The sequence below is a fragment of the Paenibacillus sp. FW101-FHT12H11 genome, from assembly GCF_058790355.1.
Genome location: NZ_JBYTCO010000001.1, coordinates 983,717 through 1,009,210, shown reverse-complemented (window position 1 = coordinate 1,009,210; position 25,494 = coordinate 983,717). Strand labels below are relative to the sequence as shown.

Annotated in this window: 20 protein-coding genes and 1 pseudogene; 8 read left to right on the top strand and 13 right to left on the bottom strand. The window is 47.7% G+C overall.

The features are described 5' to 3' along the window. Window positions 1-8: 8 nt before the first annotated feature. A complete protein-coding gene (locus AC3WTJ_RS04230; protein ID WP_492520711.1) occupies window positions 9-1,391 on the bottom strand; it encodes an MFS transporter in 1,383 nt (460 codons plus the stop codon). A gap of 144 nt (window positions 1,392-1,535) precedes the next feature. Here AC3WTJ_RS04230 and AC3WTJ_RS04225 point away from each other — a divergent pair, with 144 nt between their 5' ends. Next, complete coding sequence (locus AC3WTJ_RS04225) at window positions 1,536-2,375, top strand: helix-turn-helix transcriptional regulator (protein ID WP_492520710.1); 840 nt, start codon at window positions 1,536-1,538, stop codon at window positions 2,373-2,375. A gap of 8 nt (window positions 2,376-2,383) precedes the next feature. Here the strand turns inward: AC3WTJ_RS04225 and AC3WTJ_RS04220 are convergent, their stop codons facing one another. The 8 genes from AC3WTJ_RS04220 to AC3WTJ_RS04185 all read right to left on the bottom strand — a co-directional run bounded on the left by AC3WTJ_RS04220 (window position 2,384) and on the right by AC3WTJ_RS04185 (window position 12,435). Then, on the bottom strand, window positions 2,384-3,619 hold the full coding sequence (locus AC3WTJ_RS04220; RefSeq protein WP_492520709.1) for an ATP-binding protein: 1,236 nt from the start codon (window positions 3,617-3,619) through the stop codon (window positions 2,384-2,386). Window positions 3,620-3,976: 357 nt separating this feature from the next. After that, a complete protein-coding gene (locus AC3WTJ_RS04215) occupies window positions 3,977-4,936 on the bottom strand; it encodes a bile acid:sodium symporter family protein (RefSeq protein ID WP_492520708.1) in 960 nt (319 codons plus the stop codon). 110 nt (window positions 4,937-5,046) lie between these two features. Continuing rightward, window positions 5,047-5,979, bottom strand: a complete 933-nt coding sequence (locus AC3WTJ_RS04210; protein ID WP_492520707.1) for a D-2-hydroxyacid dehydrogenase — start codon at window positions 5,977-5,979, stop codon at window positions 5,047-5,049. Window positions 5,980-6,567: 588 nt separating this feature from the next. Further along, entirely contained in the window at window positions 6,568-7,605 is a 1,038-nt protein-coding gene (locus AC3WTJ_RS04205; protein WP_492520706.1) for a glycoside hydrolase family 88/105 protein, read from the bottom strand. A 207-nt stretch (window positions 7,606-7,812) separates the two neighbouring features. Next, complete coding sequence (locus AC3WTJ_RS04200; RefSeq protein WP_492520705.1) at window positions 7,813-9,234, bottom strand: sulfatase family protein; 1,422 nt, start codon at window positions 9,232-9,234, stop codon at window positions 7,813-7,815. A 7-nt stretch (window positions 9,235-9,241) separates the two neighbouring features. Beyond that, complete coding sequence (locus AC3WTJ_RS04195; protein ID WP_407868537.1) at window positions 9,242-10,120, bottom strand: carbohydrate ABC transporter permease; 879 nt, start codon at window positions 10,118-10,120, stop codon at window positions 9,242-9,244. A 34-nt stretch (window positions 10,121-10,154) separates the two neighbouring features. Further along, on the bottom strand, window positions 10,155-11,045 hold the full coding sequence (locus AC3WTJ_RS04190; protein WP_407868538.1) for a carbohydrate ABC transporter permease: 891 nt from the start codon (window positions 11,043-11,045) through the stop codon (window positions 10,155-10,157). A gap of 70 nt (window positions 11,046-11,115) precedes the next feature. Continuing rightward, on the bottom strand, window positions 11,116-12,435 hold the full coding sequence (locus AC3WTJ_RS04185) for an ABC transporter substrate-binding protein (protein ID WP_492520704.1): 1,320 nt from the start codon (window positions 12,433-12,435) through the stop codon (window positions 11,116-11,118). A 129-nt stretch (window positions 12,436-12,564) separates the two neighbouring features. On the opposite strand from AC3WTJ_RS04185, the gene AC3WTJ_RS04180 reads away from it, so the two are divergent. From AC3WTJ_RS04180 to AC3WTJ_RS04160, 5 genes and pseudogenes are all read left to right on the top strand, one after another. Next, a complete protein-coding gene (locus AC3WTJ_RS04180; protein ID WP_492520703.1) occupies window positions 12,565-14,040 on the top strand; it encodes a sensor histidine kinase in 1,476 nt (491 codons plus the stop codon). A gap of 26 nt (window positions 14,041-14,066) precedes the next feature. After that, window positions 14,067-14,753, top strand: coding sequence for a response regulator transcription factor (locus AC3WTJ_RS04175; protein ID WP_492520702.1), 687 nt, complete (start codon window positions 14,067-14,069; stop codon window positions 14,751-14,753). Between the two features lie 68 nt (window positions 14,754-14,821). Next, window positions 14,822-15,874 (top strand): lytic polysaccharide monooxygenase, encoded by a 1,053-nt coding sequence (locus tag AC3WTJ_RS04170; RefSeq protein WP_492520701.1) that lies wholly within the window; start codon window positions 14,822-14,824, stop codon window positions 15,872-15,874. Between the two features lie 12 nt (window positions 15,875-15,886). Then, window positions 15,887-15,967, top strand: a pseudogene (locus AC3WTJ_RS04165) (carbohydrate-binding protein); the annotation flags it as partial. Window positions 15,968-16,125: 158 nt separating this feature from the next. Beyond that, window positions 16,126-17,007, top strand: a complete 882-nt coding sequence (locus tag AC3WTJ_RS04160) for an AraC family transcriptional regulator (RefSeq protein WP_492520700.1) — start codon at window positions 16,126-16,128, stop codon at window positions 17,005-17,007. A 69-nt stretch (window positions 17,008-17,076) separates the two neighbouring features. Here AC3WTJ_RS04160 and AC3WTJ_RS04155 read toward each other — a convergent pair whose 3' ends face one another. After that, complete coding sequence (locus AC3WTJ_RS04155; RefSeq protein ID WP_492520699.1) at window positions 17,077-18,099, bottom strand: Gfo/Idh/MocA family protein; 1,023 nt, start codon at window positions 18,097-18,099, stop codon at window positions 17,077-17,079. Window positions 18,100-18,331: 232 nt separating this feature from the next. Here AC3WTJ_RS04155 and AC3WTJ_RS04150 point away from each other — a divergent pair, with 232 nt between their 5' ends. Next, a complete protein-coding gene (locus AC3WTJ_RS04150; RefSeq protein ID WP_492520698.1) occupies window positions 18,332-19,183 on the top strand; it encodes an alpha/beta fold hydrolase in 852 nt (283 codons plus the stop codon). A gap of 137 nt (window positions 19,184-19,320) precedes the next feature. Further along, entirely contained in the window at window positions 19,321-20,121 is an 801-nt protein-coding gene (locus tag AC3WTJ_RS04145; protein ID WP_492520697.1) for a class I SAM-dependent methyltransferase, read from the top strand. 244 nt (window positions 20,122-20,365) lie between these two features. On the opposite strand, the gene AC3WTJ_RS04140 is transcribed toward AC3WTJ_RS04145, so the two are convergent. The 3 genes from AC3WTJ_RS04140 to AC3WTJ_RS04130 form a co-directional block, all read right to left on the bottom strand. Next, on the bottom strand, window positions 20,366-21,523 hold the full coding sequence (locus AC3WTJ_RS04140; protein ID WP_492520696.1) for an enolase C-terminal domain-like protein: 1,158 nt from the start codon (window positions 21,521-21,523) through the stop codon (window positions 20,366-20,368). A gap of 63 nt (window positions 21,524-21,586) precedes the next feature. Then, a complete protein-coding gene (locus tag AC3WTJ_RS04135) occupies window positions 21,587-23,881 on the bottom strand; it encodes a helix-turn-helix domain-containing protein (protein ID WP_492520695.1) in 2,295 nt (764 codons plus the stop codon). An 89-nt stretch (window positions 23,882-23,970) separates the two neighbouring features. Further along, window positions 23,971-25,479 carry an extracellular solute-binding protein gene (locus AC3WTJ_RS04130; protein WP_492520694.1) on the bottom strand — a complete coding sequence of 503 codons (1,509 nt, stop codon included), beginning with the start codon at window positions 25,477-25,479 and terminating at the stop codon, window positions 23,971-23,973. Between the last annotated feature and the right edge of the window lie 15 nt (window positions 25,480-25,494).

Genomic DNA, 25,494 nt, shown 5'->3' with positions numbered 1-25,494 from the left:
CCGCTGTTTTATTTTTTTCTATCGATAAATAAGAACGACAAGCTACTCCCGCCAAACAAGATAACGGTTGTCACGATGAACGACAGATGCATGCCGTCAATAAACGAAGCGCTGCTGCTCAGAATCGCACCGAGAATGGCAACCCCTAGCGTGGCGCCGAGCTGACGGCTTGCGTTAAGAGCGCCGGATACCGCACCGGTCTGTTCCTTCGGGACAGAAGAGACTACAGCCGCCATCAGCGAGGGAATCGTAAAGGATACTCCGAAACCGATAAACAGCAAACCAATCATCGTAATTACATAGTTGGTATTCGCTTCCGTCCACACCAGAAGCAGTGTACCCACAGCACCAAGGCAAAAACCGACAGTCATCGGTATCCGAGCTCCGATTCTGCCAACGATCCGACCAGTCAGAATCGGGTTAAAAGCAAGCGGAATCATCATGGGAAGAAGCAGGAGCCCTGTGATGTGGGCCGATAATCCGCGCACTTGTTGAAAAAATACCGGCACGATAAATAAAATGCCCGACAGGCCGATGTTAATAGCCATACCCGCTATCATACCCGCCGATACTGTCGTATGTTTAAATAATGACAAAGGAAGTAATGGGGATTCACCTTTCGCTTCGAATATGAGAAAGAGAATGGCGCTTAGCAGGGCTACGCCAAATGCCATAATAATCATCGGAGCCTGCCATCCATAGCCGTCTCCCTCCATCAGTCCGAATGACAAGGCAGCTATGGCGACAATGGCCGTTATTTGGCCCCCTATGTCAAAGCTTCTCCGCGCTCTACGGTCTGTTTCCCTAACTAACAGAAACGTCAAAATTAGACTAATGACTGCAAGCGGCACATTAAGCAAGAAAATGCTTCGCCAACCAAACGAATCTACCAAGAGTCCGCCGATAACAGGTCCCGCCGCCATCGCTGCCCCGGTAACCGCTGCCCATAGACCAAGCGCCCGGGCGCGTTCAGCCGTCTCAGGGTAGGCATGGACCAATAGGCTAAGCGAAGCTGGCATCAGCGCTGCTCCTCCAATGCCGAGTATCGCACGTAAGCCGATCAGCATCCCCAGCGACGAAACAAATGCGGCTAGGACTGAAGCCCCGAGAAAAAGGGCCAAACCACCAGCATAGACCCGTTTGGCACCAAGTTTATCCGCTAACGAACCCATGGATAACAGTAAACCGGCAAATACAATTGTGTATGCGTTGACCACCCATTGAAGTCCGGGTAATCCTCCGCCTAATTCGGTGCGAATCGCCGGCAGCGCGACGCTCACCACCGTCATGTCCAGGAGTACCATAAAGTATCCAAGCGAAAGTCCAAGAAGCAGCAGCGTTTTGGCTAGCTTTCCTGTAAGGTTGGACTGTAATTGCAATGCTTTTTCCAAAGTAAGTCCCCTTCCATTAATATGAAATTCATCTCAATAGAAAGTGTATAATGGATTGTATAATAGAATAAGATGATGGTTTATCCTAGGAGATGAGCTCCTACGATAGGAGCCAGATAAGAGGAGAGGAGTAGAAGCTGCTATATGGAACATTCAAACCATACGCGCCTTGAAGAATTGGCGCAGTTTCTTAAAACTCGTCGCGCACGCCTCTCGCCCGAGCAAGTGGGTCTGCCGCATGGAGGCCGGAGGCGCACACCCGGTCTTAGACGCGGGGAAGTAGCGCAGCTCTCCGGCGTAAGCGTGGATTGGTATACATGGCTGGAACAAGCGCGAAATATTCAGGTATCGGCTCAAGTGCTGGACAATATTGCGCGGGCTCTCCGGCTGGATTCGAGTGAACGCAAGCATTTATTTCTGCTGGCTTTACAGCAGCTGCCTGCCGATCTGACGCCCGTTGAAACTACGATTAGTCCGACGCTTCAGCTTTTCCTTGATATACAAGGAACGAGTCCGGCTTATGTGACCGATCAGCGCCTGAATATTGTTGCTTGGAACCGAGCAGCAAATCTGATTTATGGGGATTATCGTGCCATGTCGATGCGCGAGCGCAATTCGGTATGGCGAACGTTCACTTCGCCATACGTGCGTGAAATGCTTCAAGACAACTGGGAAAATCATGCCCGGCACCGTTTGGCTCATTTTCGTGCCAATTACGGCAAATTTGCTGGTGATCCTTGGTGGATGGAGCTTATTGGGGATTTGAATCGAGTCAGCACAGAATTCAGGGCATGGTGGCCGCAGCATGATGTTCTGAATGGGCCCGAAGGAAAGAAAATCAATCATCATCCGGCAGCCGGATTACTGATCTTCGATCAACTTTCTTTCCATGTAACGGATTTGCCCCACCTTACGGTGACAATCAATGTACCGACACTCGATAGTGATACGACTCTCAAGCTTAACAAGCTTCTAGAGGAATAAATTTCATCTTATTGTATGGCCTCATTTTCCAATGGAATGAGAACACTGAATTTCGTGCCCATCCCCTGTTTACTTTGAACGCGAATCGTTCCGCCCAAAGCTTCAATGATTCGGTAGCTGACCATAAGTCCGAGCCCCGTTCCTTTCGCCTTCGTCGAATAGAAGGGATTCCCTAATCGCTGAAGCTGTTCTTCATTCATGCCGATTCCCGTATCCATAATTTCGATAACAGCGTATTTATTTTGGGCAAACGCATGAATCGTTATTTTCCCGTTTTTCTCAATCGCTTCAGCGGCATTTTTAATTAAATTGATCATGACTTGCGTTAATTTTTTCGAATCGGCATAAACATACACTTCCTCCAACTGGCTATCCACGATGTGGCCTTTTGACGTAACATAGGGTTCGGTTATGCTTATAACGTTTCTCAAATGGGCTTTAACATCAATCTTTTCTACTCTTTCAGCCTGAGGCTTGGCGTACATGAGGTACTCGGAAATGATAGCTTCCGCTCGATCAATCTCTTCTAATGCAAGAATAGAATATTTAAGATCCGTTTCATTCTGCGTACGGGATTTTAATAATTGAAGAAAACCTTTGGATACGGTAATTGGATTTCGAATTTCATGAGCGATGGTGGCGGCAAGCTCGCCCAAAACACTAAGTTTCTCAGACCGGTAGATTTCATCCCGCATATGGATGTTGTCCCTCATCGTTTCAATGAAAAAGAAAGTAATCCATGAACAAACCGTTAGAATGACGCAATAATAAACAAAAAAGATCTCATGGTGATCTACATCATGCTGCAATTGAATAGTGCTCCACACGGATACAATTAATGCTGACAATAAAGTGAACAACATACCAAATAAAATATTTTGTTTTCCTTCTTTTCGAAGCTTCAGAAACACAAGAACAAGAATGAAAATGGGAATGTAAGATAACGTAGTTACGATAAACCCGCTGCCTCCGAGATAAAAGCGATACAGAAGCAAAGTAACGGCTACGAGCCCTCCTGCGCCATACCCCCCGTAAATCAGCGCTACTAGAAATGGAATTATTCTCAAATCGTAGATGTACCCTGGAAAAACCGTAAAAGGAAACGACATGCAAAATACAACGGATACACCCGAAAATACGCCAATAATTAATTTAGAGTGTTTATTCTTGTATAATCCAAAAGCAAAGTATGAAAGGGCACCTACCAGAATAAATAGAAAGTTTAAGAGTATGTAATCTAACATAAGCCCTCCCATACAAAGTTATTCAATTTAGATTATGCCTGAAAAAGGCCACTTAGCAAATAGCCAATTGACATTTCTTCATGATTTCCTCGCCAGTTCTATAACCGATTGAATGAAAAGGGTAATCCGACCACTGAGGTGCTGTCTATATGTTCGATATAGACGCCTTATGTTGCAGAGATTGCTGTATCTTCGCCTTCTCCCTCTCAAACTCTGCAGCCCATTCAGGCGTATATTCTGTAATTATAACTTCCTTGGCCATGGGAATACCTGCCTTTCACTTTAAACTAATACAGGCCCATTTAAGGGCCTGCAAATTGGTCTTTTTCATTTCGCGTATTAAAGAGTATAGATCAACTATCCGTCGGCTTGGTTTTCCTTCAAGGCCTCTTTCTCAGCACGGCGCGCAAACCATGTAGCCAGCAAGGAACCAGAAATGTTATGCCACACACTAAAGATTGCACTAGGAACGGCTGCGATCGGACTGAAATGGGCTGAAGCTAACGCCGCCCCGAGGCCGGAGTTCTGCATGCCTGTTTCAAATAAAATAGCTTTGCGCTTGCTTGCATTCATCCGGAACAGCTTAGCGAACAAGTAACCTAATAAATACCCGAGACCGTTATGCAGAATGACAACCGCAAAAATAAGCAAGCCGCTTTCGATAATTTTCGCTTTGCTGCCGCCAACTACAATGGCCACAATGATGACAATGGCCAATGTAGATACGAGCGGGAGAGCCTGTACACTCGCTTCAGCTTGTTTTCTGAACAGACTTTTTACGACAACGCCTAGAATAATAGGCAAAATAACAACTGTCAAAATGTCCTTAATGAGCGCTCCGCCATCGATCGGCATCCAGCGTCCCGCAAGCAGGCTGATTAAAGCTGGCGTGGCGAGCGGTGCGATGAGTGTGGAAACGGAAGCAATGGACACACCAAGCGCAACGTCACCTTTTGCAAGCAGCGCCATCACATTGGAGGATGTGCCGCTTGGACAGCAGCCGACCAGAATAACGCCAACTGCTATTTCTGGCGGCAGGTTCAACACAATAGCCAGCACATAGGCGAGCAGCGGCATAATAATATAATGACCGACAACACCGATCAACACTTCTAACGGACGACGAAATACTTCGCGGAAGTCAGCAGAGGACAGCGTAAGTCCCATTCCGAACATGACGACACCAAGAAAAATGGAAATGTAACCCTTCAGCGGAATAAATACCTCAGGCCAAAAAAATCCCAGACAAGCAAATAGGATAACACATAGAGAAAAAGTACCTCCTACGAACCGGCTTACTTTTGCAATTGTACGCATTCAACCTAACCTCACTTATGATGTAATGTAACAAGCTAGAGTTAGGTCATTGTACGTGAAAATGAATGAAAAATCCACCCTTTTTATCTATTTCTTCGTAATTGAGTACGCTAATACCCTCGGCTTACGTCCACCAAATGGCGAATTGGTTCTTGCCCGCTGTCCATATCTTCGAGTACAGCGAGCAAGCCGTCCATCGCTTCATCCACCCCGGTAACGGCAGAAATATGCGGGGTAATGGTCACATTCGGATGAGACCACAACAGCGATGCTGCGGGCAGCGGCTCCTCTTGGAACACGTCAAGAACAGCTCTGCGTACCTGACCTCGGTCTACTGCCTCAAGCAGTGCAGTTTCATCTACGGAAGCTCCCCGGCCTACATTGATAAAGCCAGCACCGTGTATGCAGGAGAACAAATGCTTTTCGAATAATTTATCCGTCTTTGGAGTAAACGGAAGCGTGTTAATAACCCAGTCGGCTTCTGTTAACAACGAATTCGCTTCGTTAATCGGAACAACCTTATCAAAATGAGGGTTCGATGCTCCGCTGCGCGATATACCGTAAACGGTTACCCCGAAGGCTTTAAACATCTTCGCGACTTCTATACCAACTGTTCCGGTACCGAAAATGACAATGCGAAGCTGCTGTAGAAGCAGCTGCTGTGAAGGCTGCCACTGTCTTTCTGTTTGAAATTGCTGAAATTTTTGATGCTGCTGCACATCGGCAAGTAGGTAACTCAAGCAATATTGCCCTATCTTAGCTCCAAAGCTGCCGATCGTTCGGGTCAATAATACATCCTCTTTCCACTCACGATTATGTAAAAAAGCATCAACGCCAGCTCCAAGCGCATGAACCCACCGCAGCTTACCGAAATGAAACGACTCCGTCGGTTTAAAAGCCACATATCCATCGGCCCAATCGAAATGATTCGGATGCACTTCCGACTCTGGAAGAAACAGATATTCCCGCTTAGTGTCCAGCAAAGCTAACTTCTCCAGCTCTTTGAACATCCGCCCGGTCACCAGGATTTTTTTTATATCCACCTACTACGCCCCCTATGGAATCCATAAAACTGTACAATAGTAACATATTATACCACAGCAGGTTCTGTTTTATATTCTGCTTCCGTGCTCGAAGGATAAACAACTTCATCGTCCTTTTAGAACCAGCGCGTTAGAGGTGTTAACAACTCCTCCGTCGATTAAGCTTGCTAAGAGTGGAAAACACCAGCGCCGCTAAAATTAAGCGATACTAAGACACTTGGCGGAGGGGGAACCTCGTCCTAGTGTTAAGTTGGTTAACGCTACATCCTTGAGGAACTACAGGGCGCTATTCTAGCACATTCAACCCGTTTCCGCGTTCAAGCGGAACTACAGGGCTCTATTAGACCGCCTAGTCCAGTTTTCTTTTAAATAACGTACAAGTAGCGGCCCACAGTTCCCCTCCGCGCGTAAAAGAGCTTATTTCGTTGAAATAGCGCCCTGTAGTTCTCCCATCGTTGGCCAGGAAGGAACCGCTCGAACGATTGCAACCTTTACCTTGGGGCGGCCCAAATCCATAACATACCAATTCTGATAAATAAAAAAGCGGCAGTCCTGGGAGAAAATCAGGCCCCAGACTGCCGCTGACTCTTAAATTTTACTAACAACTTCCCTATTTTGAAGAAGAGCAACCAAGTAAGCCAAGGTCAATCCTTGCCCCCATCCTTGTACTCTTTTCTTGGAGATGACTTTGTAATCATCTACGGAGTACATCACGGCCGTACCTGCCGATACGTTCCGCACGGAGCCGTCTTCATCAATGTTGGCCAAGATGCCCTCATAGGCTTTGGCCATATAATTTTGATGCAGCGGGTGCGCATAAGTGGTGAGTGCGGCAGCAATACCGGCGGAGGCTGATGTTTCCTCGTAGGAGGTTTCATCCGTCAATACCGTGCGCCACAGCCCATTCTCTGATTGCAGCCTGACCAGAGCGCTTAATTGATCGCCTAGAGCTCCTCCAATTTGCATCCACATTGGCATGAAAGGGTTCAGCATTTTGTACGCTTGCGCCATCGTATAAGCCGCCCATGCATTGGCTCTGCCCCAATATATACCGGACAAATGATCTTGCCTCACATTATCCCATGCGTGGTAGAACAAATTCGTTTTTGTATCCTGCAGGTATTCTTCATGCCAGTAAAATTGATTCAGCGCATCTTCTATGTAAGCTTTATTGTCTATTTTAAATCCAAGCCGCAGCAGGAAATATGCCGCCATAAATAACGTATCCGCCCACGCTTGCTCTGGGAAATCATTTTTGGAGGATACCGTATGCTGGAAAACACCCGATCCGAATCGGATGGCATCCTTGCGCAAATATTCGGCCTTCAAGAGCGCCAGGTCAAGGTACTTGGAATCGTCCGTAGCTTCATACAAAGTCAGCATGGTATGCCCCATCGCACAAGCATTAACCATCATCGGCGGCAACCCAAGCTCCAGATACTCGTCCACCCATTTCACCAGAAAATCGATGTACTCTTGATTCCCCGTTACTTCCCAAGCTTTGCAAATGCCGTAATAAGCTACGCCACAAGACCAGTTCCATGTGAAATCCATATTCATCGTTCTGCGGACTACCCGGTCTATGAGTTCTTTTACTTCATTTTCATTGCATTCAAATTTCCGCATAGGATCGACACCTCCATCTATTCTACCTGATGAAATCTATAGCTTTAACGCACATTACCTATAAAAATAACATGATTTGCGAGGGCATTCTCCGCATTTTTAACTAAAAAATAATCAAATCTCGCATATCTTGCGATTAGATAAAGAAACAGCAAAAAAGAGTGCACATTCAAACTCTGTGCGCTCTTTTTAACTTGCTGCAAACAGTTATTCCCCCAGGTCAAACTTATCCATGGTCCGATCTAACCAACTTTGCAGCTCTTTTTCCAGTGAGATCAAAAGTTCCGTCTGGGGCCGCTCATACAGCACAACAGGATTGAGCTGATAAGGATCCTTCTCATGCTCATAAAAGAAGCGTTGCACTTCCGCTCCAGGTGCATATCCTCTATGTACAACATAGGTGTACATGCTTGTGCGGATACCCCGCCAACCATACTGGCGGTTGTCCAAGCCAGAGGCGGCGAAGAGCTCCATTGCATCCTTTCTTCCGGGGAAACCGGAAATGAACACTGAGGAAATATCCGTTTCTCTCGTACCGAGGATATCGCCGGACAGATCCATCCCTTCTACAGCAGCAGGGACGGGAATGCCGGCAAGACCAAGCAGCGTAGGCATAATATCCACACTGTTAAAAAGCAGATTCGTGCTGCCCTGGCCAATCACGCCTTTCCAACTCATTAGACAAGGAATCGCGATGGATTCCTCATGCCAAGAATGCTTCGCCATTAAGCCATGCGAGCCCATGAGCTCGCCGTGATCGGACGAGAGTACGATCAGCGTGTTTTCCGCTATCCCGAGCTGCTCGACTTCCCGCCAAATCCGGCCGAATTGTTCATCCATGCCGGACACCGCTGCGAAGTAATCTCGGGTGTACCGGTCCAGCGCCTCATCCCCGCTTTCAAAGGGCTCACCCGTGTGCGCAGCAAGACGATTCGAACTTACGTTCGGTCGCAAACTCAACTCCCGTCCGCCATAGATCTCCTTGTAGCGTTCCGGCACAAGTTCAAAGGGGCTATGAGGCGGATTCCAAGAGACAAATAGAGCAAACGGCCCATTGTCCTTCTCTGTTTCTTGTCTTTTTGCCCGAATAAAGTCTAACGCAACATCCGTTTCATGCTCCAATGACCACTGGTCCACTTTAATCATTTCCGGCGTGTCTTTCCAATAATGCGGCTTCAGATGATGGTCGTATGCACCGTAGGAATACCAGAAATCAAAGCCGTGCCGTTTGGGTCCCGGCGGTGTGTACGCATCCCATTCACGCGCTCCGGATTCCGGTTCCGGGCAACGATTTTGCTCAGGTAAATCCAGATGCCATTTGCCAATATAACCCGTTTGATACCCAGCCGCCTTCAGCGCATCTCCCACACAAACTTCGTCCGGGCTTAGCATAATATCTGCACCGATCTTACAGTTCGTATAGACACCGGTCGATTGCGGATATCTGCCTGTCATGAGCGCTGCCCGGTGCGGAGAACAAAGCGGCGTGCAAGAGAACGCATGGTTAAACACCAAGCTCTCCTGTGCGAATCGGTCTATATTGGGCGTGATGACAGGATCTTCCCCCATAAAACCGGCAGCCTGTTTCCGCCATTGATCAGCAAAAATATAAATGATATTTGGCTTCATGATCGACTCACCCTTTAACCGCGCCTGCGGAAATCCCTTCGACGAAGTGGTCTTGCGCCATAAAGTAAATGATGATCGTCGGAATAATCGCACAAACCGCTGCGGCCATTAACGGGCCGTATTCCGTAGCATGCTCGGATTGGAAATGCTGCATGCCAAGCTGGAGCGTAAATAAGTTATCCGAATTCAGGTAGATCAAAGGACCGAGGAAATCATTCCATGCGTGCATGAAGGTAAAGATCGTCAAGCTGGCAATCGCCGGCCGAATGAGTGGCAGGATGACCCGTGCATAGATGCCAAACTCGCTCAAGCCATCAATTCTGGCAGCTTCCGAGAGTTCCTCTGGAATAGACATAAAAAACTGTCTGAACAAGAACACGCCAAATGGACTAAAAGCCCCCAACAAAATCAATGCCCAATGCGAATCGATTAACCCGATTTTCTTCATTAACATAAACTGTGGAATCATCATGACTTGATAAGGCACCATCATCGTTGCCACATACAGGAAAAACAGTTTATCCCGTTCCGGAAATTTCACTTTGGCGAACGCATAAGCAGCCGTAGAGCAAGTTATAATTTGCAGCAGTGTAGTTAGCACGGCGATTTTGATCGTATTCAAGTAATAGGTGAAAAAAGGAAGCTGCGTCCATACCTTGCTGTAATTTGACCAGTAAAAGTGACTCGGTATCCACTGAATGGGGAAGCTGAATATTTCCGCCTCCGACTTCACCGATGCGGAAAGCATCCAAAGGAACGGAACAACCATGGACAAGGCGACAACGGTCACGACCGCATATAAAACCGTTTTTCTAATCCATGCGCCAATTGGAGTTCGCCTCGGTAACGTCACCATCGTCCGGCTTGATTCTACTTGTATATTCATGTTGGCTTCTCCCTTCTCTAACCCGATAAGCTCGTTAGGAGTAGTTCACCCAACGTTTTTGCCCTCTAAATTGAATCAACGTAATGACTAAAATAATCGCGAACAGCACATAAGCCATGGCAGAGGCATAGCCATATTCAAAGCGTTGGAACGCTGTATAATAAATGTCGTAAACCAGCATGTGCGTGGAACGGCCGGGTCCCCCTTTGGTCAAAACAAAGACCAGATCGAATACTTTGAAGGAATTGATAATGCCCATAATAATCGTAAAGAAAATAACCGGTGACAGCATCGGCAGTGTTATATTGCGGAACTGTGAGACTTTGCCTGCGCCGTCAATTTCCGCTGCTTCATAGAGATCCTTTGGGATTCCTTGAAGGCCGGCTAAATAAAGCACCATATAGTAACCGATTGAATGCCAGATACTGACGACAATGACCGAGAGGAGCGCCCAGTGTGTCGATGCAAGCCAAGTTGGCGGATTGTCGATCCCAAGGCTTCTGAGAAAGCCGTTAATCGGACCCATGGTCGGGTTATAAAGCAGCTGCCACACGACAGCTACGGCAATGGTTGCCGTAATATGCGGCAGAAAAATTGCCGTACGAAATATTTTAACGCCTCTCAAGCCTTTATTGAGGGCGACTGCTGCCAAAATCGCAAGAATCAGCGTCACCGGTACGGAAACGGCTGTCATAAGTAAACTATTTAGCAGGGAGATTCGGAACGTTTCATCGCTCCATAAACGCGTATAATTCGATAATCCCGCAAATTCAATTTCACCAAACCCGTTCCACTCCGTAAAACTCATGAGGAAGGAAGCACACACCGGTAAGCAAATAAAAATCAAAAATCCAAGTATATTAGGAAGCAAAAATGTATACCCTGTCAATCGATTACGCCGTAATGCTTTGCTCGAACCCTTCATATGCTTCACCCCTATCAAAGCAGTCGAGCTTCCCTACATGGAGCGAAGCCCGGCCGTTTCTGTCTGTCCCTTACTTTTTGCCTGATTTGTAATCCTTGGCATATTTATCGGCCCATTCGGAGGCAACGCGTTGGCCGATCTTTTGAATCGCTTGATCGACGGTCTGAGCGCCCGTTAGCGCCATTTCGCCTTCTTGCTTGTAGACGCTTCCTACCAAAATGTTTTTCACGCCTGGCAGCAGCGGATATTCCGGATATTCTTTTTGTTCCACGAAATAATGGATGTTTTTAGGCTTCAAGGTGCCGTCGCCAATATACGTCTTGCGGATTTCATCGTCGATATAACCTGTGAGAAAGCCTTTCGCTGCAAACTGCTTCGCGCCTTTCACGCCGGTCATGAACTGAAGCACTTTGAAAGCTTCTTCCTTGTGCTTGGAATTCTTGTTCACCATCAAGGACACCGGAGTCGCCAAGCTCGTATTGGCTGCTACGCCTTCCGGATGCGGAACGGGAACAACATCCCAATCAAAGCTGATTTTCTTCTCGGCTTCCGCTTGTCTAAGCTGTGCCACGTGCCAGTCCCCGATCAGATTCATTGCCACATTGCCCTTCTGGAAAGCAGCGTTGTAATGCGCATTTGTCGTAATTTGTTCGGCCCAACCCATCATCGAACCGTCTTTTTCCATATCCAAACGGAATTGAAGGCCTTTCTTGAACGCCGATAAGTCTTTATCGATGATTGAAGCACCGGTTTGAACGCCTTGCATATACCACGTTTGTGCCCATGGATGCAAGAATGCCCCGTACGTTTTATTGGCGCCTTCCCCTTTGGTCATCTTCTTCGCCAGTTCACGGAATTCATCCCATGTCATATCCGCTTTCGGATAGGCTACGCCGGCTTGATCGAACAACGTTTTGTTGTAGAACAACATCCAGTTGGATTTCCGGTAAGGAAGCCCGTAAACTTTATCGTTTACTTTTAAAGAATCATACAACGGTCCATATCCGGAAACATCCACATTCGCCTTTTTGACATAATCGTCTAACGGCTCCAAGATGCCAGTGTCCAGAAACACATCCATGTTGCCGCCGAACAAATCGATATTATCCCCGGAAGACAGCTGCATGCGAAGCTTTTCGTAGTACTGCGCCTGTGGAATTGTTTCAAATTGCACTTGGATCGTCGGATTCTCTTTGCTAAATTCTTCGTAAGCGGTTTTAAACGTTTCCAAATCATCCTGAAGTACCGTGGCTTTCAAGCTCACTTGAGCCGCTTTGGCATCCGGAGATGCCGTGCTTTTATCTCCTGCCGTTTGCCCGGCGGACCCGCATCCAGCCAGCAATCCCAACAGCAAAGAGCCTGTCACAGCAAGCTTTAAACTTTTTTTCATTTGACACCCACCCTTTTTTTGATATGATTTGTGTGCGCTTTCTTATTTTGAATTATACGTAGACACCAGGCAGGCCGACAGATGAATGTTTTATTCCCCCCTTTTGCCTGAAGAGAAGGAAGTGATTCTATGCTGTTCGTTACTCTTGTACTGCTTATTTTTACCATATTGTTCACGTACAAAAAGCTAAATCATACGTCAACTCGCTTCATGTACGGCATCATCATCGGCTGGGTGCTTTCTTTTGTAGCCTTTACGTTGTACCTGAGTAAATTTAATTACTATTTCAATGTCATTCACACCTTCTTTGATTTCAGTCCCGGCACCTGGAATTATTTGGTTTTGACCAAATTTAATCCCGATTGGCTTATTCGCATGCTGAATATCGGCGTTGGGTTGTTCTACTGCTCGCTGCTTGGCTTCGCCATTGCCTTCACCCGCAGCTTAAGCCCATGGAACCAAAGGATCGGCTATGGAGGTATCTTACTCTTTTTTATTATCGAGACCACCTACTTTGACCCTTCTTTTCACATCGCCCTAAGCAATCAGATTGATAGCTTAATGTTCTTTCGTGTGATGGAAATGGTTATAAAGAGCCTTCGCTACCTCATACTTTTTGTTGCTTTTGGCCTACTGATCAACTATTATTTGAATTATCCGAAAATTAAGTTTATCAAAAATTTAACCTTGTATCATGTCCTGCTCTTTATTCCGCTCGTCGTCATCCATCTGTTTATATTTTCCTGGGCGCCAAAAGTATTGGTTAAAGAAACGTATTTGAAAGGTTATTTCAACTATCTGCAGCCTCCTCTTGGCTATCAGTCGATCCTTCTGCCTGTGTTTCCATTTGCCATCTATTTAATTTTGTTTTTGATGATTTACCTGGTGTATAAGTTTAATTCCATCGAGATTTACCGCAAAAACCGCGATATTCAAATTAATAAAAGCATCGACACGGCAACGCTCGGTACACGCGCTTTTACACATGCCCTCAAAAATCATTTGATCGGCATCCAGTCCGAGGCAGCTTATCTGAAAGAACGCCATCAGGCGGACAGCGAATCCCAGTATAGTCTGGATCTCATCTTACGATCGTCGCAGTCGGCACTCGCCAGCATTAACGATGCCGCTGATAAACTAAAAAATATAAGCCTGAATCTCCAACCGATGGCTATCGATCTTCCGGTTCAGCAGGCGATTGACCGCTTGAACGAACAGGCTAGCCGCTGCCAAGTCGATTATTCGCCAGACACACTGCCCGCTAATTGTTATATTGACTTCAAGCATTTGACTGAAGCCATCTACAACCTGCTCCTCAATGCCAGTGAATCGCTCCTGTTTCGGAATGACGGCCGCATTGTGGTCGAACGCAGCCAGCAAAACGGATGGGCGCTCATCCGGATTACCGATAACGGTCCCGGCGTCGCCGAGGAGCATTTGGAGGCCATTTTCGATCCTTTTTTCACCACCAAAGCATCGGTTAATAATTGGGGCATTGGCTTGTCCTATTGCCATAAGATCATCATTGGACACGACGGGAAGATCGTCGTCGAGAGCAAGAAAGACGTCGGAACGACCTTTACAGTCTACTTGCCGATGATCTAAAAGCTGACGAAAGGAGATCCTGTACAATGACATATCAACCTATCCGTATTCTCATCGCTGATGACATGGAAGCTCACCTTCGAAGGTTGGAAAGGACATTCGCCGGACATGATGATTTTGCCTGTGTGGCGCGTGTTTCCTCGGGGCACGACGCCGTTATTCAAGCTGCGCTGCATCAACCGGATGTGATTCTCATGGATATTGAGATGGAATCCCAATTCGCGGGGATTCAAGCAGCGAAAATCATTCACGATAAATATCCCCAGATGAAAATTATCGTACTCACCGTTCACAAGGATGAAAACTTCATCTTTGCCGCCTTCCAGACAGGCATTACGGACTATTTGTTAAAAACCGCTACGGACGTCGAAATTATGGAAGCCATACGCGCCGCCTACATGAACGCTTCCCCGATCCGCCCGATGATTGCTGAGAAAATCCGTGAAGAATTTGCGCGCGTGAAGCGAGCAGAGAACAGCCTGCTGAATATTATTCAGATCATTTCAGAGCTTACGCCAAGCGAACTGCAGGTCCTCCGCTTACTATGCGAAGGCAAGAAAAGGAAGCAAATTGCCGAAGAGCGATTTGTCGAGTATGAAACCATTAAGAAACAAATAAATTCCATTCTCAAGAAATTCCAAATGTCTGATTCCGCAATGGTTATCCAAACCATCAATGACTTGCGAATTTTTGAAGTACTGAAAAAGCTCTAAGCCGGCTTAAAGCCACTGTGAAAAGACTGCTCTACTCATGAGGAATCCAAGTATTTCCTTTACAGAGTTTGGAAGCACCAAAGGGATTCCCTGCTGCAGGACCTGCAGACGGCCAAATTGCCAGTGCCGGCGGCAAATTTCCCGAGCTTGACCAACAATTGGCTACTCGTTGGACCAAAGTGAACATGGCTAGTGGAACAAATTCCTTCACTTGGACGTTTACCGCAAATCACGCAACAACAGGCTGGAAGTACTACATCACGAAATCAAATTGGGACCCAAATGCCCCTCTCAGCCGAAACTCTTTTGACTTGACACCGTTCTGCTCAGTAGCCTATAACAATGCACAACCCGCATCCGGTCACACGGATACTTGTCATGTGCCTCAGCGCAGCGGGTATCAAGTCATCTTAGCTGTATGGGAAATTGCAGATACCGGCAATGCCTTTTATAACGTAATTGATGCTAATTTCTCAGGTACCAATCCGGTAGATACAACTTCGCCAACAGCACCAACTTCGCTTAAAGGTACAGCAGCCGCAACGAGTGTAGCTTTGTCGTGGGGAGCCTCAACCGATAATGTTGGCGTAGCAGGCTACAAAGTCTATAAAGGCTCTACGCTTGTCGCGAATGTGACCGGAACCAGCTATACCGTAACGGGACTTACAGCGAGCACCGCTTACACCTTTACGGTGAAAGCCTTTGATGCAGCAGGCAACGAATCCGGAGCAAGCAACAGCCTGGGCATTACAACGACAGCGCCGCCGGCAATAGACACTACCCCGCCAACCGCACCGGCAGGTCTTCATATCATGGGAGCACCTACAGCATCCAGCATGATGTTGATGTGGACGGCTTCCACCGATAACGTTGGGGTAACAGGCTACAGAATCTATAAGGGTTCCACGCTGGTCACAACAACTTCAGCCACAGCGGATTCTTATACCGTAACCGGGCTGGCAGCGAATACAACATATAACTTTAAAGTTTACGCAATCAATGCGGCAGGTAATCAGTCGGCTGGCAGCACGGTCAGCGGAACAACAGCTGCAGGCGAAGCTCCGGCGATTGCTGCTTGGGCGACAAATACCTCTTATACAAAAGGCACTTTCGTTACCTAAAATGGGCACACCTACAAATGTCTGCAGTCCCATAAGTCCATCTACACTTGGACAACAACGGTCACTCCAGCTTTATGGGAATTGCAAAAATAACCAAGTAAATGAAGAAGACTACCGATAGTAATGAATCGGTAGTCCTCTTTTTGCCCTTTTTCACTTTGTGATATCCCTCGTTCTATGTTAAAATCATGGCAGCGCTTACTTACATGTCGCCTTACAGCCTTATAATTAAACATGTTGGAGGGACAACTTTGGAAGAAAACGCCAAAAATGAACACGTTAATTACCATCATCCCTTGCTGCGTTACAAAATATGGGACATTACTTTAGAGCCACTGCCTTCGTTACCTTGGAATATGTGGCATTATCATAAAGAAATAGAAATCATTCTCTTATTTGAAGGTTCCATGCAAGTTGAAACGGTTGACAAGATTTATCAATTACAAGATCAGGATCTATTAATTATCGGATCCTCTCGGTTGCACCGTACCCGAAGACAAAAGTTAGTCAAACAAATTGTACTGCAATTGGACATCCTTGCACAATTAGATCAGTATACCAAGGACTTCTCGCCTATTTTGCTGGAATTATCGGAACCGCTGGATCGTATGAATGAGGTGCTGGCTAACAACCCATCCGTCAAAGAAACGATGTTTCAGCTGTTAGTCCAAGTGTACCAAGAAGCAAGCCGTATGGAGGCTGGCTACGAACTGGCGATAAGTGGCGCCTTCAAGCAGCTGCTCTCCCTGCTCATTCGTCATGCTCCCTCTTCGCCTCCCCTTTCACCTGCAGATTGGCAGCGTCTCAAGCCCGTATTGGATTATATTGAAATCAATTATCGAAATCCGATTCGCATTCAGGATGTGCTCCATCTCGTACATTTGGAGTATCACTATTTCATCAAATATTTCCAGCAATGTATCGGCATGTCCTTTGTCGATTATCTTCATTTGAGACGCATAAAAACAGCTGAGCATCTGCTGCTTACCGAATCGTTTAGTATTGCCGATGTTGGTGTTCAATCGGGGTTCCCGAATGTCAATATGTTCATTCGTATTTTCAAGCGCTATAACGAGTATACGCCTTCCGAATTTCGAAAAAAGCGAATACAAAAACCTGTATCACTCGTTTAATGTAAGAAAGTGAGAAAGTGCCCTTCCGCTGCTGAAGAGCACTTTTTTATATTCTACGGAGGCTTTCTGTTACTCGCTTGTTTGCACCAACGCATTTTTTTGAATGAGCTCATTCGTTGCCCTGCGAGCGATCCGGGTTGCAATTAGCCCGTCCAGTCCAGTCGGCATATCTCCCGTTTGACCAGTCTCAAGCGATAAAGCAAAAGCCTCGTACATGCCCTTGAAATTCTTTTCTGACGCATAAGGAAACCGGATCGTGCCGGATGCATTCCGCATTTCAAATATTTTGGCTTCACGATCATAACGAATAACTCCGTCAGTCCCAATCAGTTCATAGATAAAATGTGACACCGGTTCTTTGGCCGTAAAACAGTAAGAATAGCTGATTTCCAACATCGTATGCACTTTGTTAGCATGCTTCATATGGAGGTACATATGGTCTGGAGCTTCATATTCGTCCACCCAGGCCCCTTCCGAATGCTGAAGCTGCACATCCGAATTCAACCACCATCTTGCAAGGTCAATCTGATGCACACCACAGTCAACCATAGGTCCGCCTTCGACCATTCGGTTTGCACGTCTCAGGTTTAACTGTGGAGGAACCTGATCATCATTGACATATTTCCCATGATTATTCCATATATAACTTAGCCTCAGTGAGCGAACGTCACCGATGCTCTTATTTTCAACGATAGTTTTGATCATCTGAGCAACGGGACTAAATCGATAGTCAAAGGCTGTAAACAGCATTAAGCCCGCTTTTTCCATCAAAGCGATCATCTCTGCAGCCTCTTCGTCATCCATAGCCAATGGTTTTTCGCATAAGACATGCTTTCCATAACGTGCGGCGTCGCGAACATTTTGATAATGGGAAGGCGCCGGTGATGTAATGACAACGGCATCAATTCCGGATTGGAAGAACAGCTCTACGTCACTAAAAACTTCAACCTGATGTTTCTTCTGCAGCTCTTCTTTTCGAGTAACAACCGGTTCATAAATAGCCGTTAATTCAAATGTAGACGAATCCATTATTGACGGAATATGCCCGTAATTTGCAACAACTCCACAACCCATTAAACCCAACTTAAACATATATTTCCCTCCTGGAGATCCTACCAACTTGATCTTTTCTGTTTTTTCTATTCTTTAACCGAACCCATTAATACCCCTTTAACAAAATATTTCCAAGTCCTACAAATCCAATTGTACGTGATAGTCCGCATAGATTCTAGGAACAGAACTGGTGTAAAATCACACAAAACTGTCTTAGACACCACGTGAGCGGATTAGGCATAAGCTGATATATGTCATTTTGAAAGGATGTTTGTACACGTATTACCGATTTGTTCCCCACTGGCCATATTATTCCCCCTATGCGGAAAGCGAGTGGCTCTCGTGGCGTAGCGCCGCCCGATCCGACGGAATCAGTCGCCTGCCTGAGCAGCGGCTTTCTTTCGTGCTTGTGCATGGAGCCTGGGCCGATGCTCATTTCTGGGACGGCGTTGCTGCCGTGCTGCGCAGTCAGGGGCATACCGTCCATGCGCCGGAATACGCGGGTCACGGCACAGATCCGACCAAAAATGTCACGCATGCGATGATCACGAAGTCTGTCGTCGATTATATAACGAAGCTGAACCTGCGCGATATCGTTCTCGTAGGACACAGCTTCGGTGGCACCGTCATCCAGAAGGTTGCTGAACAAATACCAGACCGCATCAAACGCCTCGTCTTCTGGGACGCATTTGTTCTGAAAGACGGCGGGTCGCTAGCCGACGAGTTGCCGCCCCAGACGAGGGAGGGGTTCGAGCAGCTCAGAGCCGGATCGAAGGACGATACCATCCTGCTTCCATTTCCGCTGTTTCGCGATTTATTCGTCAATTTGGCAACTTTGGAGGAAGCCAAACGATTTTATACAGGAGTCATGCCTGAACCTGCGAAACCACTTTTCGAGAAATTAGATCTCAAAGTGTTCTATACATTGCCTACACCCAAAAGTTACGTCTATTTCTACCAAGACAACGTATTGCCACAAGGAGAAGGCTTCGGCTGGAATCCGCATATGTCCTCACGGCTCGGTGTGTTCCGATTGATCGTCGGCGACGGAGACCATTTTACCTATACCCGCACAAAACCTGCCGTTGTAGCACAGAAGCTGTACGAGGCGGGTCGTGACTGATTAGAACTGCAAGTGCAAGCTCAGGCGTATCCCGCTTGGGCTTTATTTGCTGTTGGAGTTCTAGAAGATAACGGATATTTATACCAGCATATGGTATTATGAGAGTTGGATAAGCCTGTAACATGAGTGGAAGGGACGTGGATATTCTGAGCAAATGGAATGAAATGACGGACGATTCCCAGTCAAGATGGGACGAGATTGCAGCGTTTTGGGATAATTACATGGGTGAACACAGCAATCGGTTCCATCGTGAAATTATCAGACCGAAGACGGAAGAACTTCTTGAAGTAAAAGAAGGCCAGATACTGCTGGATATAGCATGTGGCAATGGAAACTTCTCACGCAGGTTGGCTGATTTAGGCGCTGAGGTTGTTGCTTTCGACTATAGTCCTAACATGATCGAGCGAGCAAAATTAAGGTCAACTAACTATTTAAATCGCATAGATTATCAAGTGGTTGATGCAACTAACTATCATTCATTACTAACCCTTGGAAAAGAAAAGTATGATGGTGCTGTAGCTAATATGGCTTTAATGGATATTGCGGATATAACCTTTTTAACAAAGGCGCTTTCGCAGTTACTAAAAAAGAGCGGGATTTTCGTATTCTCCATCCCGCATCCTTGTTTTCAAACGCCAACTACAAGAAAAATACATGAATCGGAAGACCGAAACGGAGAGATTGTCACAAGAAATAGTGTCCAAATTTCAACCTACTTAACACCAGAGCCTAGCCAAACAATAGGTATAAAAGGCCAGCCTGTTCCTCATCTCCTATTTCATAGGCCTTTATCCTATTATATGAGCTTATTTTTCAGCTCGGGTTTTGTTCTGGATGGGTTGCATGAGCCAAGCTTCGAGAGGGATGAACAGGCAACCAGTAAATTTGATTGGTATGATATTCCGCCTGCGGTTATATTTCGTTTTAGAAAAATGTAGTCTGTGTGGTTACGCCCCCCCCAAGGCTGCTCAGCCAACTTGGAGGAACTACAGTCCGCTATTTCGGCGAATAGCGGGGGTTGGATTGGCTGAGGGGAACTACAGGGCCTTATTTCTCCTCATTTGGCTGAATCATAGCCAAATACGAAGAAATAGTGGCCCCTGGTTCCCCTTCACCAAATAAAAAGGCGCTATTCAAAGAAATAGCACCCTACAGTTCCCTTCGCCTATACCAAGACGAAGGTCAAATCAATCCGATCTGCCCGTAATCCCGGCAGACAGACCTTAACTGCTTCGTGTCCAGCACAAGGCCGAAGCCTGGCGAATCGCTGCGCAGGTTGACCTGGCTGTCAGCCGTCCTCGATGTAACCTGAGCAATGACACAGGTTTCGAAGGCGTCAGACTCGCCCGGTTTCTCCAGCGCCTCGACCCAATCGGCCGACAGGCCGATCGCGAGCTGCTGCCAGACCGTGCAGGCCGGGCCAACCAAGCTGTCATCACCAATCATGAGCCTGGCGCCAAAACTTTGGATCTTGCGGGCCAGCTCTACCGCATGAATGAGAGAACCCGCACAGCCTGGGTGAATGTTGTAGATGCCGCCCATGCCCGCCGTTACCGTACGTGCAGCCTCAACCGCGGGGCGGAGAGGCGCGTCTGGCAGCAGCTGCAGCGCACCAGCCCGACGCTGCAGTTCGATCCACTGCGGCATGGTCATGCTCGCCGGGTCTTCGCAGGCATTAAGACCAGCCTCTTCCAGGATGCGCAGTGAAGCCACGATGCCGTCAAGGCCATCTTCACTCTTCTTCGGCCGATAGCCGTCGTTCACATCGCCGACGATGAACGTTTCCGGACCCATGATTTCACGGGCTGCTTCAACGACCCTTTTATCCAGTGCGATGTCCCCGAACAGCTTGACCTTGAGGTGGGTGCGGTAACCTTGGTCCCAAGACTCTTGCGCCCTCACTCGTACCTTCTCCGGGTCGTTTTCCAGGATACAGAATAGCCCCGGAACAGGCTTCTTGCCATCCAACCCCAACAGCTCGAGAGAGGACTGGCCGAGCAGTTGCCCCGCAAGATCCAGCAAAGCTGTCTCCACCATCTCGGCACGCTTGGAGCCCAGCTCCGCAAGCCGGCTCATCACTGTGCGTACCGCTTCCCCGATAGACATCCCGATCAGATCCTGCAACGGGCTGAGCCATTCGTTCAAATCCAACTCCTCGCGGTTGACAGCCATAATATTTTCTCCCCAGCCGCTCCGATCCCCCGCTGAAATGCGGATAAATCCGTGGATGCGGTTGGTCCACGCACCATGACTGAAAGTCCGCTGCACGTTCACGTCATACCGATATAGCTCAATCGAGCGAATCGTCTCCCTTACCTGATCCAAGCGTTCCATCATCATGTCTACGCCCACTCCCTTTCTTTTCTTAAGGTCTGTCATTTGTTCTGCTTCTTCCCCTAAGGTCTATAGTTTATTATGTTCGCGAAAATCCTTAGGCGTCATGCCCTCCATCTTTTTGAAAATCCGGTTAAAATACGTCGGTTGATAGCCAACCTGTACGGCAATCTCCTGCATTTTCAGCTCGGAGCCGACAAGCAGTTCTTTTGCCTGGTCCAACCTTGTCTTGGTCAAGTAGTCGACAAAATACATGCCGGTCACTTGCAAAAAAAGCTTACTCAGACCCGATGAGGAGATGCCGAGGCGCTCAGCGCAGGAGTCTAACGAAATATCCGTTTGATATTCCGAACGAATCATCCCAACCGTTCGCTCAACCAAGTCGCGAGCCCTGTCGTTCTGATGATGCATAAGCTCCGCCATCAACGGTTCCACGATTCGAGCGGCATACCAAACCTGCATCTCGTCACTGTCCTTAAGTGCCAACAGCTCCGCATAAAGCTGGCCCCAATCGAACAGGGAACCGGCCTGCATCACGTCCGATTGCATCAAAGCCCCCTGCACAGCTCCCAAAAGCTTAAGACTGCCCTGCTGCAAAAGCAGTTCCCTCTTCGCATGCGCCTTCAGCTCTTGGAAAAACAAACCCAACAATCGGTGGCTCTCTTCGCCCAGACCACTCACCATCGCATGAACCAGGTCCTGCTCCAACGTGAAGGGATATCTTGAATCCGCGTGCTCGCTCATCGGTTCGTTCAAGTCGATAATCTGGTTCGGCACATCCAGCTTTCTGTGCCGCAGCGCCTGCTGCACCTCTTCCCAAGCGATCGGAACGCGGCTGATGGCGGATACAGGCTGGCCTAGGCCGATGACCGTATCCATTTTCAAAATGCGGTGCAAACTGTGGCCAATCTCCGAAGCCATCCGCTTTAGCCGTTCAGCCACCTCAGGAGGAGACACCTCCCGGGGAAACATCGTGAACAAGCCGACGGATAAGTCATGCAAGTTCATGACGGATACATTGTCGTTGCCTGTCAGCTCTTCAATAATATTTACCGCCGCAAACGTCACGAGCGGCTGTTCATCCTCGCGAAAGGAACCTTGCAGCCGGTGGAAACCCAACAATTGCACGACCATCACGACAAATTGCTGGCCTTCCGGTTCCCATCCGTACTGCTCCATCCGCTGCGTAATCTCCTGCTCCTGTAAAAGCTGCAGATGGCCCTGCACCAATTGCAGCAAGAACCCCGTCCTCAGCGAGGAGTGCTGCCCTTCCAGCCGGGACTGCAGCAAATGACTTTCTCTGCTCAGATTCCGCCATTGCTCCTCGATGTACTGGATCTCGTCTTTTGGAACGAGCAGCGGCTCCGGCCCTGCCGGGGAAATCAGCGTACGGAGAAGCCGATGAAGCGGTTGGACCAGCCGGACGGATGCGTACCACGAGCTGAGCAGAACAAACAACAAACTGATCAACCCCACCGCCATAATGAGCCGGGAAACGAGCACGATCGGTTTCAGAAATTCAGACATCGGCACGGCCGAAACCAGCTCCCAACCGGTAATCGGTATCGTCGCCGTCGATACTACGTACAGCTCATTGCCCCAACTCCAACGGAAGGAAGAGGATTTTTCCTGCTTCCCGCTTAGCTCCTTAACGAGTGCCTCGTTCATCTCTTTAACGGCAGGCGAAAACAAATCTCGTGACAGCAGCGTTCCTTCTCGATTAAGAATGAAAACCGTACCGCCCAATCCTGCATCGAAGCCCGCCAAATTTAAAAGCTGCTTCTCGTTAATTCGGGCCATGATTACGCCAAAGGGCTCGCCGATAACCGGCAGCTTGTGAATGACGAACAGCCCATCGAGCGCAGGTACTTGGAGCATGCGCCAAAACAAGCGCTCCTTGACGGCAAGCAGTTCGTGGTAGGGCTTAGCTCCACTTTCTTCCAACTTGTGGATACCTTGGCTATCCGAGATAAGGCGTGGTGGGTTCTCAAGATACACAAAGGACTGCTCAATTAGCGCACTGCTGTTATTCAAAACAGTCAGAGATTCAAAGAACTCCTTGCTAAACGCATAATTATCTTTAAAATCAATGCCTCTTAGCTTATCGCTCATCGGATTCAGCGTCCACTGGTTCATACCGACTTGCAGATGTCCAAGTGCATCGTTCACTTGCTTGACCGTGTAATCAAGCTGCAGTTTATGCGTCCGTTCAACCTCGCGCTCTATGTAGCTGACACCGATATAATAACTGCTGACTGCAATCAGCAAGGTGGGAATGGTCGTGACAATCAGAATGAGCAGCAAGCTCCGCCGGAATGCGTGTCCCCGATATAATAGCAATCCTTTTCCTAGCCGCTTCTTCATGCCCATCCATCCCATCTTTTATGCTCATACAGGAAGCGCGCTCTTGGGCAAATGCCCGAAAAGCCGCTTCCTGTTGATTTTGAAGTCTTTTATTTACCTGCTGTCCGTTTCTGATACGAATCGTTGACTTCCTTGATAATGGCCTGGAAGTTCTGGTCCTTGGACAGATTGTTTACGAAATCATCCCAAGCGCTGATCGGTTCCTTGCCCATGATGACTTTGACCCGCAGATCGTCTACCTTCTTATCGATCTCCGCTCCGAATTTGCTCGCCGTTTCCGAGTATAATCCGTTGCCGATATCGCCGACCAGATACGGTTCCCGTGCGTCTACGATTTTCTTGTTGCGCTCGAAGACATCGGCAGGCATCCCCGTCCGGTAAGCCCAGAGGTACTTCTCGTCGCGACTGAATATTTTACCCAGTGCACTTTGAGAGACAATATCCTTTTTAGCCTGTTCTGTGGCCAGCTTTATGCCGTCCTTCTCTGTATAGTGAACATCTTTAAAGCCATACCATGCCAGATCCGTGCCTTCCGTCGATGAACCATAGTCCATTAATTGTAAAATTGTTTTCAGCTTCGCCTCGGATACCTTCTTCGGAATCAGGAAGATACCATTGAAGCCACGCCATTGATACGCCATCTTTTTGCCTTCGGGACTAACCAAATAGGTCATTGGCAAGAAATCCGCATTTGGATTCGTTTTCCGCAGTTCTTCTGTCGGACGCCAGGAGGCTTCAACCGTATCAACCCACATGCCTGCTTTATTAGACTTGGCCATATCCTCGAACTGGCTCAGTTTGAGCACCGCAAAGTCTTCGGGAATGACTTTCTCGTCGTACAGTTTCTTTTGATACAAAATGGCATCGCGGGTTTGCGGCTCCAGATAAATATGCGCCAGTTTACCATCTTTCAGTTTCCACTTGCCCTGCGTCGAGTTAAAAAGCGGCTCAAATAGGAAGGAACCTTGATTACCAGCCAGTCCAAATGTGTCCTGCTTGCCATTGCCGTCTGGATCTTTATATGTAAAAGCCTTCATCGTTTCGAACAATTCATCCATCGTCTCTGGCATTTTCATACCAAGCTTATCCAACCAGTCTTTACGAATATTGATAAAAGACCACCCGCCCATTGGGCGAACCGCAGGAATACCGTAGTTTTTGCCATCCTGCATCTTGGAGCTTTGCCAAACAGCTGACGGGTAGGCGGCCAGATTCGGGTAGGCCTTCACCAGATCAGGCGTAAGCTCCCAGAATGCTCCTTCCATCGCCATCTGCATGACAAGCGGGTCGAATGGATCCAGAACAAACATCAGATCCGGGATATCGCCGGAAGCCAGCGTCACCTTCGTTTTTTCCGCATAGTTATTGGACGAGACCCATTGAATATTTAACTTCGTATTCGTACGCTTGCCGATTTCCTGGACGATCACATTGTCGGCGCCCGGCGGTTCCGGTGTGCTGAAGTTCGTCATGATCGAAATCTCGGTCGCTTTCTGGGAAGATTTTGCAGCATCGCCACCACCGCAGCCCGTTAAGGCTAGAGCGACCGCCGTCAAAATCGTTGCAATTTTTACTATACCATGTTTACGTTGTAACAAATGAAAAACCCCCTG